General features: G+C 39.0%; 17 protein-coding genes. 10 read left to right on the forward strand and 7 right to left on the reverse strand.

What is annotated here, in order from left to right; translation table 11 throughout:
* Positions 1–11 precede the first annotated feature (11 nt).
* The 3 genes from ACQ2HF_RS02490 to ACQ2HF_RS02500 all read left to right on the forward strand — a co-directional run bounded on the left by ACQ2HF_RS02490 (position 12) and on the right by ACQ2HF_RS02500 (position 2,632).
* Complete coding sequence (locus ACQ2HF_RS02490; RefSeq protein ID WP_432411939.1) at positions 12–1,382, forward strand: saccharopine dehydrogenase family protein; 1,371 nt, start codon at positions 12–14, stop codon at positions 1,380–1,382.
* 113 nt (positions 1,383–1,495) lie between these two features.
* Positions 1,496–1,900, forward strand: coding sequence for a helix-turn-helix domain-containing protein (locus ACQ2HF_RS02495; RefSeq protein ID WP_432413048.1), 405 nt, complete (start codon positions 1,496–1,498; stop codon positions 1,898–1,900).
* A gap of 18 nt (positions 1,901–1,918) precedes the next feature.
* Positions 1,919–2,632 carry a CPBP family intramembrane glutamic endopeptidase gene (locus ACQ2HF_RS02500; protein WP_432411940.1) on the forward strand — a complete coding sequence of 238 codons (714 nt, stop codon included), beginning with the start codon at positions 1,919–1,921 and terminating at the stop codon, positions 2,630–2,632.
* Between the two features lie 25 nt (positions 2,633–2,657).
* On the opposite strand, the gene ACQ2HF_RS02505 is transcribed toward ACQ2HF_RS02500, so the two are convergent.
* The gene (locus tag ACQ2HF_RS02505; protein WP_432411941.1) at positions 2,658–3,347 is read right to left on the reverse strand and encodes a zinc metallopeptidase; all 690 of its coding nucleotides are present in this window, start codon (positions 3,345–3,347) and stop codon (positions 2,658–2,660) included.
* 279 nt (positions 3,348–3,626) lie between these two features.
* Positions 3,627–7,100 (reverse strand): leucine--tRNA ligase, encoded by a 3,474-nt coding sequence (locus tag ACQ2HF_RS02510; protein ID WP_432411942.1) that lies wholly within the window; start codon positions 7,098–7,100, stop codon positions 3,627–3,629.
* Between the two features lie 366 nt (positions 7,101–7,466).
* On the opposite strand from ACQ2HF_RS02510, the gene ACQ2HF_RS02515 reads away from it, so the two are divergent.
* The 6 genes from ACQ2HF_RS02515 to ACQ2HF_RS02540 all read left to right on the forward strand — a co-directional run bounded on the left by ACQ2HF_RS02515 (position 7,467) and on the right by ACQ2HF_RS02540 (position 11,310).
* Entirely contained in the window at positions 7,467–8,345 is an 879-nt protein-coding gene (locus tag ACQ2HF_RS02515; protein WP_432411943.1) for a cell division protein FtsX, read from the forward strand.
* 58 nt (positions 8,346–8,403) lie between these two features.
* A complete protein-coding gene (locus ACQ2HF_RS02520; protein WP_432411944.1) occupies positions 8,404–8,766 on the forward strand; it encodes a hypothetical protein in 363 nt (120 codons plus the stop codon).
* Positions 8,767–8,777: 11 nt separating this feature from the next.
* Positions 8,778–9,041 (forward strand): DUF3098 domain-containing protein, encoded by a 264-nt coding sequence (locus ACQ2HF_RS02525; protein WP_432411945.1) that lies wholly within the window; start codon positions 8,778–8,780, stop codon positions 9,039–9,041.
* Between the two features lie 3 nt (positions 9,042–9,044).
* Positions 9,045–9,836 carry an undecaprenyl-diphosphate phosphatase gene (locus ACQ2HF_RS02530; RefSeq protein WP_432411946.1) on the forward strand — a complete coding sequence of 264 codons (792 nt, stop codon included), beginning with the start codon at positions 9,045–9,047 and terminating at the stop codon, positions 9,834–9,836.
* 1 nt (position 9,837) lies between these two features.
* Positions 9,838–10,536, forward strand: a complete 699-nt coding sequence (gene truB, locus ACQ2HF_RS02535) for a tRNA pseudouridine(55) synthase TruB (protein WP_432411947.1) — start codon at positions 9,838–9,840, stop codon at positions 10,534–10,536.
* 135 nt (positions 10,537–10,671) lie between these two features.
* Positions 10,672–11,310 (forward strand): energy transducer TonB, encoded by a 639-nt coding sequence (locus ACQ2HF_RS02540; RefSeq protein WP_432411948.1) that lies wholly within the window; start codon positions 10,672–10,674, stop codon positions 11,308–11,310.
* Here the strand turns inward: ACQ2HF_RS02540 and ACQ2HF_RS02545 are convergent.
* On the reverse strand, positions 11,307–11,921 hold the full coding sequence (locus ACQ2HF_RS02545) for a thioredoxin family protein (protein WP_432411949.1): 615 nt from the start codon (positions 11,919–11,921) through the stop codon (positions 11,307–11,309). The genes ACQ2HF_RS02540 and ACQ2HF_RS02545 overlap by 4 nt on opposite strands.
* A gap of 60 nt (positions 11,922–11,981) precedes the next feature.
* Between ACQ2HF_RS02545 and ACQ2HF_RS02550 the strand changes: the two genes are divergently transcribed.
* The gene (locus tag ACQ2HF_RS02550; RefSeq protein WP_432411950.1) at positions 11,982–12,545 is read left to right on the forward strand and encodes a DNA-3-methyladenine glycosylase I; all 564 of its coding nucleotides are present in this window, start codon (positions 11,982–11,984) and stop codon (positions 12,543–12,545) included.
* Here ACQ2HF_RS02550 and ACQ2HF_RS02555 read toward each other — a convergent pair whose 3' ends face one another.
* The 4 genes from ACQ2HF_RS02555 to ACQ2HF_RS02570 form a co-directional block, all read right to left on the reverse strand.
* On the reverse strand, positions 12,546–12,893 hold the full coding sequence (locus ACQ2HF_RS02555) for a hypothetical protein (protein ID WP_432411951.1): 348 nt from the start codon (positions 12,891–12,893) through the stop codon (positions 12,546–12,548).
* A gap of 145 nt (positions 12,894–13,038) precedes the next feature.
* Positions 13,039–14,781 (reverse strand): agmatine deiminase family protein, encoded by a 1,743-nt coding sequence (locus ACQ2HF_RS02560; RefSeq protein WP_432411952.1) that lies wholly within the window; start codon positions 14,779–14,781, stop codon positions 13,039–13,041.
* Between the two features lie 61 nt (positions 14,782–14,842).
* Complete coding sequence (gene aat / locus ACQ2HF_RS02565) at positions 14,843–15,484, reverse strand: leucyl/phenylalanyl-tRNA--protein transferase (RefSeq protein ID WP_432411953.1); 642 nt, start codon at positions 15,482–15,484, stop codon at positions 14,843–14,845.
* 216 nt (positions 15,485–15,700) lie between these two features.
* Positions 15,701–16,075 (reverse strand): DUF3127 domain-containing protein, encoded by a 375-nt coding sequence (locus tag ACQ2HF_RS02570; protein WP_432411954.1) that lies wholly within the window; start codon positions 16,073–16,075, stop codon positions 15,701–15,703.
* Between the last annotated feature and the right edge of the window lie 7 nt (positions 16,076–16,082).

The raw sequence follows: 16,082 nt of genomic DNA on the forward strand, positions 1-16,082 counted from the left end.
AAACCCAACGGATGCGTAACATTTTAATTATTGGTGCAGGACGTTCTGCTACAAGCCTAATCAAGTATTTACTAGATAAATCTGAAGCCGAAGAGCTCTTCCTTACTATTGGAGACCTCAACATTCAGAATGCTCAAAAATTTACCAGTGGCCACCCCAATGGCCGTGGTATTTTACTAGATGTATTTAACGCTGCGCAAAGGCGTGAAGCTGTTGAAAATGCAGACATTGTTATTTCTATGTTGCCCGCCCGCTACCATATGGAAGTAGCCAAAGACTGTTTGGAATTTGGCAAAAACCTGGTAACTGCTTCTTACATCAGTAATGAGATGCAATTACTGGATCCTAAAGTAAAAGCGAAAGGTCTTATTTTTATGAATGAAATTGGTCTGGACCCAGGTATTGACCATATGAGTGCGATGCACGTGATAGACCGAATTCGCGATAAAGGCGGAAAAATGTTGCTATTTGAAAGCTTTACAGGCGGATTAGTAGCTCCGGAAAGCGACGATAACCTTTGGCATTATAAATTTACGTGGAATCCAAGAAACGTAGTAGTTGCCGGGCAAGGTGGCGCTGCAGAATTTATACAGGAAGGCACCTATAAATACATTCCGTATCACAGACTTTTCAGAAGAACTGAATTTTTAGACATTGAAGGACACGGACGTTTTGAAGGCCTTGCCAATAGAAACTCTTTAAAGTACCGAAGTATTTACGGACTGGAAGATATTTTAACCTTATACCGCGGAACTATTCGTCGTGTGGGTTTCAGCAAAGCCTGGAATATGTTTGTGCAATTAGGAATGACCGAAGACGGGTATACCATTCCAGATTCTGAAAATTTAAGCTATCGTAGTTTTGTAAACCTATTTTTACCCTACTCCCCAACCGATTCCGTAGAGCTCAAACTACGCTACAGCCTTAAAATAGATCAAGATGACCTTATGTGGGGAAAACTCTTGGAGCTGGATATTTTTAATGCTGAAAAAAAGATAGGCATTAAAGATGCCACGCCTGCACAGGCCCTTCAGAAAATATTGGAAGACAAATGGACGCTACAACCCCACGATAAAGATATGATTGTGATGTACCACAAATTTGGGTACGAATTGAACGGTAAGAAACATCAAATAGACAGTAGCATGGTCATAAAAGGTGACGACCAAACTTACACGGCTATGGCAAAAACAGTTGGTTTACCCGTAGCTATTGCGACCTTAAAAATCTTAAACGAAGAAATTACCAATCCTGGAGTACAGCTTCCTATTAAAAAAGAAGTGTACGAACCTATTTTAAAGGAACTGGAAGACTACGGAATTAACTTTGTAGAAAAAGAAGTACCCTATTTAGGATACAATCCTGATAATGTGGTTGGGTAATTTGTAGCATAAAAAAACCCTAAGCTCTCTATTTACAGGTAGTGTCATAAGAATGGCGCAAGAGTGACGCACGCTTTTAATTTAAAAACAGCAAAGTAATAGATACGTTTGTGATGCAAGATAAACAACAAGAAATCATTGCTAACACAGTAAAAAAACATCGTATCGCCATGGGATATACCCAACAAGAATTAGCTGACGTTTCAAACATTAGCCTCCGTTCTATCCAACGTATTGAAAAGGGACAAGTCACCCCGAGAATGCACACCTTAAAAGTGCTTGCTAAACATTTAGGCTTTTCTATAGATATTCTAAACGAAAATGATCAGGCCCAGCAACCTGCAAAAAGTACGGGGAAAATTTTCTTGTATGTTGGAGCTATGGTGATTTTAGTTATTTTGGCCTTAGCTTACCTCGCTCAATCTTCAAATTTCCCAGAAACCACCTTCGAACTTCTTATATTTTTAGCAGTGGTCATTAGTGGGGTTAGCTTGCTGTTTTATAAGATTTCTAAGTAATTTTACACTCTATCTATTATGATTGGGATCATCATTATCCTGATAGTTTCATGGGCGCTGCTCTATTTACTTCAGAAAAAAAATCTTTGCGTTTTAGGTATTTTTCCTATCAAAAAAAGAGTGCTTCAGGGTATCTTAGGTTTCTTTTTTGCCTTACTATTGAATGGGCTCATGGTGTTTATTTATTCTGAAATAGCACAGCAAACCTGGAGTGCGCAACCCTCTATCCTTATTTCAGAAATAGCAGTATCATTCTGGTTTCATTTAAAATCTGCTCTATACGAAGAGTTGCTCTTTCGAGGCGCCATTTTATATATTTTACTAGCACGGCTAAAAGCAACCTACGCCCTTTTAATTTCCTCGGCTGCCTTTGGGGTGTACCATTGGTTTTCATATGGTATGCTGGGTGGCAGTATCATTCCGTTGGTGTATATTTTTGTGATTACAGGTTTTATGGGGTATGCGTGGGGCTATTCTTATGTAAAAACGAAATCGATTGCACTAGCCTTAGGGATGCATTTAGGATGGAACTATTTAACTACTCTTTGCCTAGATGGAAATCCGTATGGTGAATTGGTATTTGCAAGTACCGGTGGAAGTGTACTATCGAATACTATGGGAACGATAATTTCAATACTAAAAGGTATAGTTCCACCTATAATTGTCTTGGTGTTTGTAAAATACTATACTAGAAACAAAAAACCGAAGCCAGTTTCTACTGACTTCGGTTAATAGTATATTTTTTATTTTCGACTATTTATCGTCTCCCCATAAACATAGAGATAAAATAAAGTAGTGTAGCTAACGATCCTAACGCAGCAACCAAATACGTTCTAGCCGCCCATTTTAAAGCATCCTTAGATCCAGCATATTCCTCTGGTGTTACCATGTTTTCTGTCTTTAACCATGCCAAGGCACGATTACTGGCATCATATTCTACGGGTAAGGTAATAAATGAAAAGACCGTTGTCATGGCAAACAACCCAATCCCAATTAAAAACACCCAGTTTCCAAGTGCCATTCCCATAGCGCTTAATATAATACCTCCCATAATCACAAAGTTGGAAAGCTTACTTGAAATCCCAACCGCCGGCACAATTGCCGAACGCATTTGCAACCAATTATAGGCCGTTGCATGTTGTACCGCGTGACCTACTTCGTGCGCTGCAACCGCCGCAGCTGCTGCGTTACGTTGCATATACACAGGCTCACTTAAGTTTACCGTTTTAGTTTTTGGGTTGTAATGGTCTGTCAATTGCCCAGCTACTGAAATCACCTCAACATCGGTAATTCCATTGTCTGCAAGCATTTTTTCGGCGATTTCCTTACCGCTCATCCCGTTTTGTAAATGCACTTTCGAGTATTTTTTGAACTTGCTTTTCAGCTTGTTACTCACGTACATACTTATCAAAAAAATCGCTCCTGCGAGCACATAATATCCTATCATAACTTTATTTTTTATTGAAAGAGCTGGCGCTATTTCTATTTTTTATTATCTATTTTTATTGCTTCCGTCAAAGCGGAATTTATTTATAGATATAAAGATAACAAATACTATGCAGGCTTTTTTATAGCTGACATATTTTGAAGAAATATTAACAGATTAGTCTTAAGGAAATAACGCTGTCTGGTTGAGCGCAGTCGAAACCTCATTGACACTTGCGAAAGTCAAAATAGTTCTCGACTGCGCTCGAACAGACAATTTTAATTAAATTTAGTATCGAAACTAACCAACAATATTCACAATCTTCCCAGGCACCACAATCACTTTTTTAGGCGTTCTTCCTTCCAGATAATACGCTGTTTTCTCGTGTGCCATTACGGCAGATTCTATTTCGTCTTTGCTCAAATTCAACGGAAGTTCCAGCGTAAAGCGCATTTTTCCGTTAAATGAAATTGGATATTCTTTGCTGCTTTCTACCAAATGGGTGGAATCAAATATTGGAAACGGGGCTTCACTAATACTTTCTGAATGCCCTAGTTTGCTCCATAATTCTTCTGCTATGTGAGGCGCGTAGGGTGAGATTAATATTAAGAACGGTTCTAATACTTCTCTGGACGTACATTTTTCCGCAGTCAACTCATTCACCGCAATCATAAAGGTAGACACCGATGTATTAAAACTGAAGTTCTCAATATCGTCTGCTACTTTTTTGATGGTTTTGTGCAAGATTTTTAGACTGTCTTTAGAAGCTTCATTAGCTGAAACAGTAAAAGCACCGTTATCACCTGTGTGGTATAATTTCCATAACTTCTTCAGGAAATTATGCACACCTGTAATACCCGCCATACTCCATGGCTTAGCCTGTTCTAGTGGCCCTAAGAACATTTCGTACAATCGTAAGGTGTCTGCTCCATAATTCTTACAAATCTCATCTGGACTTACCACGTTGTATTTGGACTTGGACATTTTTTCGACTTCGCGAGAGACTTTGAAAGTGCCGTCTTCTTCAGTAATGAATTCAGCGTCTTTAAATTCTTCTCTCCAATTTTTGAAGGCTTCGATGTCTAATTCATTTGAATTATTTACAACAGAAACATCTGCATGGATTGGTGTATATTCAAAAGAAAGATTGTTAGCTTCAATTTTGTCGACCAATTTATTATTTAGTAAATATTTTTTTACTAAATCATCATTACCGAGTGCAGAATTTTTGACAAACAAAGGCGGAAATTTATCTGTCTTTTTAATTAAATCTAGCATAATTTCATTTGCGTTTTCCCCCCATGCAGAAGCATTATAGCTCACTCTATGCACAAAAGCACTCTCCCCCAAAATCATTCCCTGGTTAATCAACTTTTTGAAAGGCTCTTCAACCTGCAAATGTCCAAGATCGTATAAGGCTTTTACCCAGAAGCGGCTGTATAATAAGTGCCCTGTGGCGTGTTCGCTTCCGCCTAAATATAAATCAACATTTTCCCAGTACTGCATCGCTTCTTTGCTCGCCAATGCCTCGTCATTATTCGGATCCATATAGCGAAACATATAGGTACTACTTCCCGCCCAACCTGGCATGGTGTTGAGTTCTAGGGGGTAGATACCGTTGTCCCCCTCTCGGTCTCCCCCTGAGGGGGAGAGGTGTTCTTTAGAAACTACTTTGTTGGTCTTGGTATTCCACGCCCAATTTTCGGCGCGACCTAAAGGGGGTTGTCCGTCTTCGGTAGGAAGGTATTCGCTAATTTCTGGGAGGTGTATTGGCAAATGCTTGGTATCTATCATTTGCGGCATTCCGTTTTTATAATAGACCGGGAAAGGCTCTCCCCAATACCGCTGACGGCTAAACACCGCATCACGCAAACGATAGTTAATTTTACCTGTCCCTGCTCCTAGCTTTTCTAACTCGTAAATAGCGGTCTTGGTTGCTTTTTTGTAGTTTAATCCGTTTAGGAAATCACTGTTGGCAATCTTCGTATTGTCTTTATCTGAATAGGCTTCTTCGCTAATATCAACCCCTTCAAAAATATTTGGAATGTCAATATCGAAATGCTTTGCAAAATCGTAATCGCGCTGATCGCCGCAGGGTACCGACATCACAGCGCCTGTTCCGTAGCCTGCCAATACGTAATCGCCAATCCAGATGGGGATAGGTTCTTTGGTAAACGGATGCTCGGCATAGGCACCTGTAAAGGCACCGCTAATGGTTTTTACATCGGCCATACGCTCGCGTTCGCTACGTTTTGCAGTAGCGGTTTTGTAGGCTTCTATATCGGCTTTTTGTTCTGCAGTGGTGATTTCTTCCACTAGTTCGTGTTCTGGTGCCAGTGTCATAAAGGAAACGCCGAAAATGGTGTCGGGTCTGGTAGTAAAAACAGGAATTGTAAAGTCCCCACCTAAATCCTCCCCGGAGGGGAGGACTTTTAATACGTCTGCTATAGCAGACATTACTTTTTCGGTTTCATTAATTACCTCATCATTTGTGAAACGAAGTATTTTAAAACCTTTTTTTTCTTTCAGCAATAATTCTCTTTCCGCGTCCTTATCTAATTGATGTTGATGGATTTCGCCATCTACTTCAATGATTAATCTTTTTTCTAGACAAACAAAATCTACTATGTAATTATGAATAGGATGCTGTCTTCTAAATTTAAGTTCAGATTTTTTGTTTCGAAGTTCTTGCCAAAGTACATTTTCAGCTTTTGTTGGGTTCTTTCTCATTTCTTTAGCGCGCTCTAACAAAGTACCAACAATATGAGAATTGCCAGTAAGCCTATTCACACGACTTCCCACTCCTCCGGAGGGGGCTAGGGGGAGGACCTTGAATTCAACAGTAGCTCCTTCCGAACGTCCAATCCAATTGGTTTGTGAATCCTTCAGCGGTTGTGGCCAGTCTATGGTATCCAATCCGTCCAATAAACGCTGGGCGTAGGCGTTGATGCGCATACTCCATTGCTTCATTTTTTTGCGAATCACAGGATGCCCGCCACGTTCTGAAACGCCGTTCACCACTTCGTCATTTGCCAAAACGGTTCCCAAGGCTGGGCACCAGTTTACTTCAGTTTCGGCTAAGTAGGTTAATCGGTATTTCAGTAAAATTTCTTGTTGTTGTGTTTCGGAATAAGCGTTCCAACTTTCAGCAGAAAATTCAGTACTGTCATCATCGCAAACGGCATTTACTTTTGTATTTCCTTCCGCAGAAAAAAGTGCTACTAATTCTGAAACAGGACGTGCTTTATTAGCTGTGTTATCATACCAACTTTCAAATAGCTGAATAAAGATCCACTGCGTCCATTTGTAATAAGATGGGTCGCTGGTACGCACTTCACGGCTCCAATCGAAACTAAAACCAATCTGATCCAGTTGCTTTCGGTAACCTGCAATTTTAGTTCCTTGTTTGTCGGTTCCGCCTTCAATATTCACTTGGGTAGTTTGCGCAGGATGCTGTCCTGTTTGAATAGCGAATTGCTCTGCCGGCAAACCAAAACTATCGTATCCCATTGGGTGCAGGACATTGAAACCCTTGTGACGCTTGTATCGTGCATACACATCGCTTGCAATATATCCTAACGGATGCCCAACGTGTAACCCTGCTCCAGACGGATAAGGAAACATATCCAGCACGTAATATTTTGGCTTTTCGGCCCCCTCCTGGCCTCCCCCGGTAGGGGAGGAATCGTTTGGGTTATATGCTTTAAAAGTATTATTGTCGGCCCAATACTTTTGCCACTTCTCTTCAATATCGTTAAAATGATAGTTGCTCATTACTTATGTTTCAGTGAAAATAAAGCGCAAATTTACGGCTATTGCGCTGAATTCGAAATTGAAGAAGTACAAATTAATCTAATAGGTCCAACTAATTTTAGTACCATGTCAGTCTGAGCGCAGTCGAAGACTAATCAAAATGCGGAAATTAAATGCACTTCAACAAAGCCTGTCTTGAGCTTGACGAAAGGCTCAGTGTGACAAAACACAAGTAAAAATAATAAGTTAGATCACCTTTTTGGGAACCTGCCCGTCCGTCAGGCGGGTTTGTTATTTGAATTTTGTAATTTCTTCCAAATACTATATTACCATAGCATCACGTTAATAGAAATGATTGTATTTTTACACTATAAATAGACACACTCCATGGCATCTAGTTTTGAAAAATACCAAAAACGACGATTGATTTCCTCTTACTTTTCCGTAGTTATCAGTATTTCGCTGGTACTTTTCTTATTGGGATTGTTGGGATTGTTGGTACTGAATACAAAGAAAGTTGCCGATCATTTTAAAGAAAAAATTGCATTGACGGTCTATTTGAAAGACACCGCCAAAGAAGTTGAAATCACCGAATTAAAACAAAGTCTGGCCTTAGCCGAATACACAAAAACCGCCACCTTCGTCTCCAAAGAACAAGCTGCTGAAGAACACGCAGCCACCATTGGCGAAAATTTTATGGACTTTTTGGGCTATAACCCGTTGCAGAACAGTATTGATGTGTATATGCTAGCCGATTATGTTTCTCCCACAAAACTGGAAGAAATTACCGCCGAAATCATGACCAAGGATTTTGTAGATGAAGTAGTCTATGACAAACCCTTGATTGCCTTGCTGAACGACAACGTAAAAAAAGTAAGCCTTTGGGTGCTTATCATTAGCGGGATGTTTTTGTTTATTGCTGTTTTGTTAATTAATAGCTCCATTCGACTTTCGGTGTATGCAAAACGATTTACCATTAAAACCATGCAAATGGTGGGCGCCACCAAAAGCTTTATTAGACGTCCATTTATATGGAAGAGCGTCCGATTAGGAATGGTAGGTGCTTTTTTGGCACTCATTGGAATGGGAATTGTCCTGTATTATTTAAACCTGAGTTTTCCTGAATTGCAGTTACTGGAAGACAAAATATTGCTAGTCGCCTTGTTTGTAGGTGTGTTTTTAATAGGAGTATTTATTTCCTGGCTCAGCACTTTTTTCGCTACGCAACGCTTCTTGAATTTGAGAACGGATGAGCTTTATTATTAGTCAGTAGACGGTAGCTTTTAGGCCGCTTCGCTTGTAGTAACATTTAAAAATTCAGAATATGAAGACATTAAAAATAATACTGGTTATTTTTTCAGTAGCAGTTTTACAAAGTTGTAGTATTCAGAATCCGAAGAAGGAAGACTGTATTACGAAAGAGATAAAAGTGGTGAAGATTACTGAAGGCGGTGTAAAAGATTTGGTATTTCACGAAGCAAATGGCGACTTTTATTATATAAATAGAGGCCTCGAAAACGGCTTCACAATTGAAGGTACTGAAGAAGCTGTTTTAAATAAAACTGTTACCTTGCACCTGTATAAATTTTGGTTTGGAACAGAAAGTGAGCACATCTCACAATTAGAAGTACATGGAGACGTTCTATATTCAGAATTTCCAGAGAAATCGACTGCAATTAACCATTAAATAGTTACGTTTTGGGAGAACAAAAGAGAAAAGAAGAAGTTGCCAATAGTACAACCTTCATATTTGAGAAAAGAAATTATCAATTTATGTTGCTAGGCGTTGCCTTTATCGCACTCGGTTTTATCTTAATGACCGGTGGCGGAAGTGACGATCCCACTATTTTTAATCCAGAAATCTACAGCTGGAGACGCATTCGTTTAGCACCTGCTATGATCTTAATTGGTTTTGGTATTGAGGTGTACGCAATTTTATTGAATCCGCACAAGAAAAAGTAACGTATGGAAGCTTGGGAAGCCATTGTACTTGGCATTATTCAAGGCTTAACCGAGTTTTTACCTGTTTCCTCTAGTGGTCACTTAGAGTTGGGAAAAGCCATTATGGGCGACACTACCGTGCCTGAAGAAAGCCTATTATTTACCGTTGTTTTACATTTTGCTACGGCATTAAGTACCATTGTTGTTTTCAGAAAAGACATTTGGGAAATCATAAGCGGTTTGCTGAAATTTAAATGGAACGAAGAAACACAGTTTGTTGTAAAAATCATCGTCTCCATGATTCCTGCAGCCATCATAGGAGTACTTTTTGAAGAAGAATTGGAATCCTTTTTTGGTGGAAGTATTGCCTTTGTGGGTGCTATGCTTATTGTCACCGCTATTTTATTATGGTTGGCAGACAAAGCAAAAAGCACAGAAAAAAAAGTATCGTTTAGCAACGCTTTTGTAATTGGAATTGCACAAGCCATTGCTATGTTACCTGGTATATCAAGGAGCGGGGCGACTATTTCAACTTCAGTTTTATTAGGAAACGACAAAAGTAAAGCGGCACGATTTTCATTTTTAATGGTGGTGCCACTCATCTTTGGAAAGATCGCGAAAGATGTTCTTAGTGGCGAACTTACATCTGAAGCGACTAATTTCACTACGCTTGGCCTCGGTTTTGTCGCTGCATTTATCGCAGGACTCTTTGCCTGTACCTGGATGATTGCCTTGGTGAAGAAAAGCAAGCTAAGCTGGTTTGCTATTTACTGCTTAATCGTAGGTGTTATCGCAATAGTTGTTAGCTTTGCCTAATATGACTGCAGAAGACTACAAAGACGGACAACTTATCTTAATAGACAAACCCTTGAACTGGACTTCCTTTCAAGTGGTAAACAAAATTCGCTGGTTAATCCGAAAACAATTCAATATTAAAAAAATTAAAGTAGGACACGCCGGAACGTTAGATCCGTTGGCCTCTGGCTTGCTTATTCTCTGCACTGGAAAATTTACTAAACAGATTGAAAACTACCAGGCACAACACAAAGAATACACTGGAACCTTTACATTAGGAGGAACTACCCCAAGCTACGATCTGGAAACTGAAATTGACCAGACTTTCGATATTTCAGCAATTACAGAAGCTCAGATTCACGAAGCTACACAGCAATTTATAGGCGAAATCCAGCAACAACCTCCCGTTTTTTCAGCCTTAAAGAAAGAAGGAAAACGGTTGTACGAATACGCCAGAGCTGGGGAAACCATTGAAATTCCTGCGCGATCCATACATATTTCAGCATTTGAAATTACCAATATAGATTTACCTACTATTTCATTCAGAGTAGCCTGCGGAAAAGGAACTTATATTAGGTCGCTAGCACACGATTTTGGAAAAGTATTGAATAACGGAGCACACCTTTCGGCATTGCGACGCACTAAGATTGGTGATTATGTAGTGAATGATGCTATATCTATTGAAGCATTCGAAGCACAGCTAAAAAGCACTTCCTCTTAACAAGTCGTTAATCTACAAGGAGTTTTCAGTAAATTTTCGGTTATTGCACTCGTGAACTTTAATTACTCATACCGCGCATTTGTAATTACCTGCCTTCTTTTTGCGATTTTTTTCCTAGCACTGTATAGTTGGAAATTGGGAAAAGGGCAAGAACCCTTTGACCCAAAATACGACATAGAGTATGTAGCAACAGATCCTCTTTTAGAAGAAGAAAAGCTGGAAGAATTAATGGCGCTTTCAGAAATAGAAAATTCTAAGATAGAAACCAACAGAGCTTATAACGAAGCTGAAGAATTTTTAAAAAAAGGTAGTGATGCTGAAGAAGAAGAAAGTTTTGAAGAAAAATTGGCTAAAATGGATGCCGCCATCGACAAAGGGCTCACCAATAATTCTGAAGCAGAAATAAAAGCTGCCAAAGAAAAAATGAAGGAAACTTTCGAAACATCCTTAAAAAAAGATACTGGAAAAAAGAAATCGGCCAAAGGCAGCAACCGCCGAACTACCATTAGCTACAGCTTAAAAGACAGAACAGCATTAGAGTTACCCAACCCGGTATACACCTGCGATGGCGGTGGTAAAATAGTAATCTCTATTGAGGTAAATGCTTTAGGGCGTATCACAAATGCAACCTACAACAAAGGTCTTTCTACCACAACAAATGGATGTCTTATAGATAGTGCGCTAGAATATACAAGTCAAGCAAGGTTCACAACCTTGGCAGGCAAAGATGGACAGGTAGGAACAATTAGCTACAATTTTCCCGGGCAGAATTAAACGATCAAATCTGCTAAATCTTTAAAAATATTCTGCCCCTTATCTTTGGTGTACCAAAGCTGCAAATCTTTTTTAAATTCTGGACTCAAAGCTCCGTGATCTGTTTTATATTGGTTAACCAGCTCGGTAGCTTCTGAAGGTCTTGGCCCCCAATCTCCTACTACTTTTTGAGATTCAGTATCAAACAAAATAAGTTTTGGGATAGAGCGCCCACCATGTGTTAAGAAAGCATCCATTACTTCAAGATTTTCATCGCGTAAGAGTACCTTTAAACCTATAGAAGGTACTAGACTAGCAATTATATTCATGGCCGGCATGCTCTGAGCCGCATCGCCACACCAGCTTTCGGTTAAAACTATCCAGGTTTGCTTTTTGGTGGTATTCTTTAAGCTATTTACTACAGCTTCAGAAGGTATTAGGGTTTTATCCAACCGTTTCATTCTGGCATTGTTCAATTGGGTGTATTCGCTTAAGGCTTCGGTTTGATCTTCACCTGTACTGGTTTCATTAGCGGCGTGCTGGGCTACCAAATCTCTGTATGTTTTATAAGGTATTGCTTTAGACAGCGCTTCCAACACCAGCGTATCTTTTGTTTTTTGTAAAATTTCCATACCTACTAGGACGTACTTTTTTTATAAATCTTACTACCTTTAAAACAATAGTATAAAATCATGGAAAAAAAACGCTGTTGGTGGTGTGGAGACGACCCACTATATATTGAATATCACGATACTGAATGGGGTGTACCCGTAAAAGACGATGACAAATTATTCGAGTTTTTAATACTGGAAACCTTTCAAGCAGGATTGAGTTGGATTACTGTGCTCAAAAAACGTGAAAATTTCAGAAAAGCGTTTGACCATTTTAACTATAAAAAAATTGCCTCCTATTCCGAAGAAAAAGTACAGGCACTACTCCAAGATGCTAGCATTATACGAAACAAGCTGAAAGTGCGTGCTACCATTACGAACGCTCAGGCATTTATGAAGATCCAGGAGGAGTTTGGTAGTTTTAGTGACTACATCTGGGGGTTTGTGGATGGAAAGCCTATTCAGAATTTTTTACAGGATAGGTCTGACGTTCAGGCTAACACACCTCTAAGTGATAAAATAAGTAAAGATTTAAAAAGGCGTGGGTTTAAGTTTGTAGGCACCACCGTACTATATGCGCACATGCAGGCAACTGGCATGGTAAACGACCATCTGGTCGATTGCTTTCGGTATAAAGAAGTTTAATTATTGTGTGTCTTTTACTATGGCCAGGTATCTATTCTTTTTGGTATCTACCTTAAGCACTTTTAGAGTTTGATGGTAGCGGTATCTTGAAGTTTCATCTTTTGGAAGTTCCATTTCAAACCACTTTTCGAACCATTTTTTAGCCTCTTTGTAATTACTGCGAAAGTATTGTGTGTTGGCCAATTTCTTATAAATCTCTAGCGTAGGATACCCTTCCTTTATGGTTTGTTCGTACACTTTAACAATATCAATATCTTTATTTACATCTGTTTTTTTTTGAGATAAACTAGTAAAGGAAATAAACAGAAGAAGTACAAAAGCAATGAGCTTGGAGCTGTGCTCTTTCATAATTTGGGGATTTAGATGTAAACAGTAACAATATGGTAAATATCTGATTAAAAACCAAACAAATCCGATGAACTACATATTTTAGTGAAAAAAATATGCCGCTACTTAAAAAGTAACGGCATAGTAGTCTCCATATTGTCTTTTTTTACTTTTTGAGTAATTTTTTAACGGTTGTTCCCTTCTGGGTCGTTAAGCTTACAAACAATGTTCCTGACCAATTTGCTGGTAAATCGAATGTTAACAAACCGTTGTTTGTTGCATATTCTTTGTTCATTAATTCTTGACCCAACACGGTATGTACGACAACAGTTACCGTGGTGGTAGCGCTCTCAAAACCAAATGAAACCTGATTTGTTGCAGGATTAGGAAATGGTCCTGTAACTGCTGTATTTTCAAAAGTGTTTGTCCCTAACACCCCACCTAAGTTCATCGTCCAATAGCCTTCTGGAGCAACAATAGGCCTAACCTGTGATTTGCCAGAATTAGCTTCCGCAGCAATATAATATTGGATATTCTCTTCTGTATCAGGGAGTGTTAAAGCTGCTGTCCACATATCATTGCCAGCATCACTCATATCGGTTTGTGTCCAAGTAGTAGCACTTTCTTCTTTCCAGAAAACTGAAGCAGTGGCAATACCAGAATTGTGCTTTATTTGTGCTTCCACAGGAACTACAGCATTTGCTTCAGCTTCACTAATTTTTTGGTGTACTATCCACAATGGATCTACCACACCAATGGAATGAGTGATACAGTGAATTGCACCTAATTGAGAAATTAGATTTTCTCCACTATTATCAACGTCTATACCCACGATGGTATATCCAGGCATCATTGCCTCCCATTGTGCCAACGCAGGATCGTCTACTTCGGTTCTATAGGTTGGCACTAAAATAGTTTTGTTTACAAAAGTGGCATTTGTAAAGGTACGATAAGAGCCGCCACTGTCCGGATGATTTCCAGATGTGCTTGGTGGTGCATCTATCCATTTTATATCGTACGGTGTACCAAAAGCTGATTGAAAATTACTTAAAACATAATTTATATTCGCTTCAATCTGAGGCCCATCTGCAACTCCTTCTGGATATTTACTTACCAATACTGTTTCTTCATCCAGTAATTTCATGTGCATATCTATATGGTGAATACCATCATAAGGCAATTTTGGCATTTTTATATATGAATCAATTCCCATATACGCACTCATTATCTGGTCTATTTGTGCTTCGGTTTTAGGCGTCACTCCATACGAATTACCGGGTTCGTTTTCCTCTAATATTAATTCTGAAGCAAACGCAATCCCTAGTCCGTCGCTCATAAAATTTCCGCCGGTATTTACCAAATCATTTGTACCGCTATCGGTTACATAAATAGGCACTCCTGTGTTGGAAGCGTGTGCCAGAGGCATTACGTCATCATTAGGACGTGGGCGGTTATAAATCCAATCTACCAAGGCACGATCTCCTACGTCATTACTATAAATAGTATTTCCTGCATAATCGCGAAGCCAAATAGTATCCCAATCTTCATCTAAAAAGGTAACATTTGTTAAATCAACTCCATTGGACGTTAAATAATTAGCCACACTCGTTTCATTTTGCGTGGTGATAATTACCTTACATTCCTGAACAGCTGCTTGTACAATTTGACGTAAGATATTGGGAAAGCTTGGTTGCCAGGTAATCATTAAATATTCTACCTCTTCCCACTCTGCCATGGTTCTTACTGGGCCCGTTGGCGGAGGTGTTCGGTTGTCACTACCAAAAGTATAATTAGGGAGTAATTCTTTTTCAGATTCTGTTAAAAAGTGAGGGATTGGTTCTTCCTGTGCTACTATGGGCGTTACAAAGAACAAAATAAATACTAGTAAAAAAGGAGTAAACTTCTTCATGGGGCTATAAATTTATAAGCGAATATAATGATAAAAAAATTCTTCAGTAAAACTCTGTTTATTAAAAACTTAAGTGTTTTAAAAATTTAGCTCTCGGAATTTCCTGAGCACCTAAGCTTTCTAAATGCTGTGTATATACCTGGCAATCTATAAGATCATATGCTGCTGCTTTGTATTTTTCAACCAAATGATAGAACCCTACTTTTGAAGCATTACTTACCAAACTAAACATACTTTCGCCACAAAAGACTTTCTTTTCCGGAAGTTGTATTCCGTAGCCACCTCCAACCAATTGCTGGTCTTGCCAAACTTCAAAAGAAATTGCATGCCCCTGTTTATGGAGCTGAAGGTATCCCGCCATCATTTCCTGTGTAATCCATGTACCGTACTGCCCATCTCTTTTTACGCGAGCACAATGATGTATAACGGCTTTGAAATCCTGATTAAAAGTAACGGTAAACAGCTGTTTCCGAAGTATTTTCTGAAGTGATTTTGAGACCTTAAAATCTTCAACAAATAAAACCATTCTAGGATCTGGACTCCACCACAAGATAGGTTGCCCAGCTTCATACCAAGGAAAAATTCCCGAAGTATACGCCAACAATAATCTTTCAACAGTTAAATCTCCACCAACAGCTAGCAATCCATCTTCCGAGGCTTCGGAAACATTGGGAAAATGTAATTCTTTTGTAAGAAGTTGCATGGGGTAATGATTTAGGAAATTTCAGTTAAAAAACAGAGATGCTTTTAAAATAGGTAGAAATATATAGGGTAAAATTTAAAAATCCCACCAAAACGGCAGGATTTAAAAGATATATTTAATATGCAATGAAAACGACTCCTATTAAGTCCCGTTTTGTAACGAGATAAGTTACGCCTACACTTTTTAATTCGTTGCGAATTAAAAAGTTGAGCTTCACTAAAAAGGCAAATCGTCGTGATCGTCTTCATTTAAATTACTAGCTGGCTCAAACGTATCTGCTGGAGGCATTGGCGGCATGTCTTTAGACACAGATTGATCTGCGTTCTCGATTCTCCATCCTTGTACAGAATTGAAGTATTTGGTCTCCCCCTGTGGATTTACCCATTCTCTACCTCTTAAATTGATACTTACCTTTACATTTTGTCCTACTTGATAGCTATTTAGCAAATCGGTTTTATCCTGCACAAACTCTATCATAATATGCTGTGGATATTGCTCCTCTGTAGTCACAACCAATTCTCTTTTTCTAAATCCGTTACTTCCAAAAGTGGCTGTTTCGCCAATCATTTTAATTTTTCCTTGTACTTCCATCTTTAGT

The sequence above is a fragment of the Rasiella sp. SM2506 genome (assembly GCF_050859505.1).
Lineage (GTDB): Bacteria > Bacteroidota > Bacteroidia > Flavobacteriales > Flavobacteriaceae > Marinirhabdus.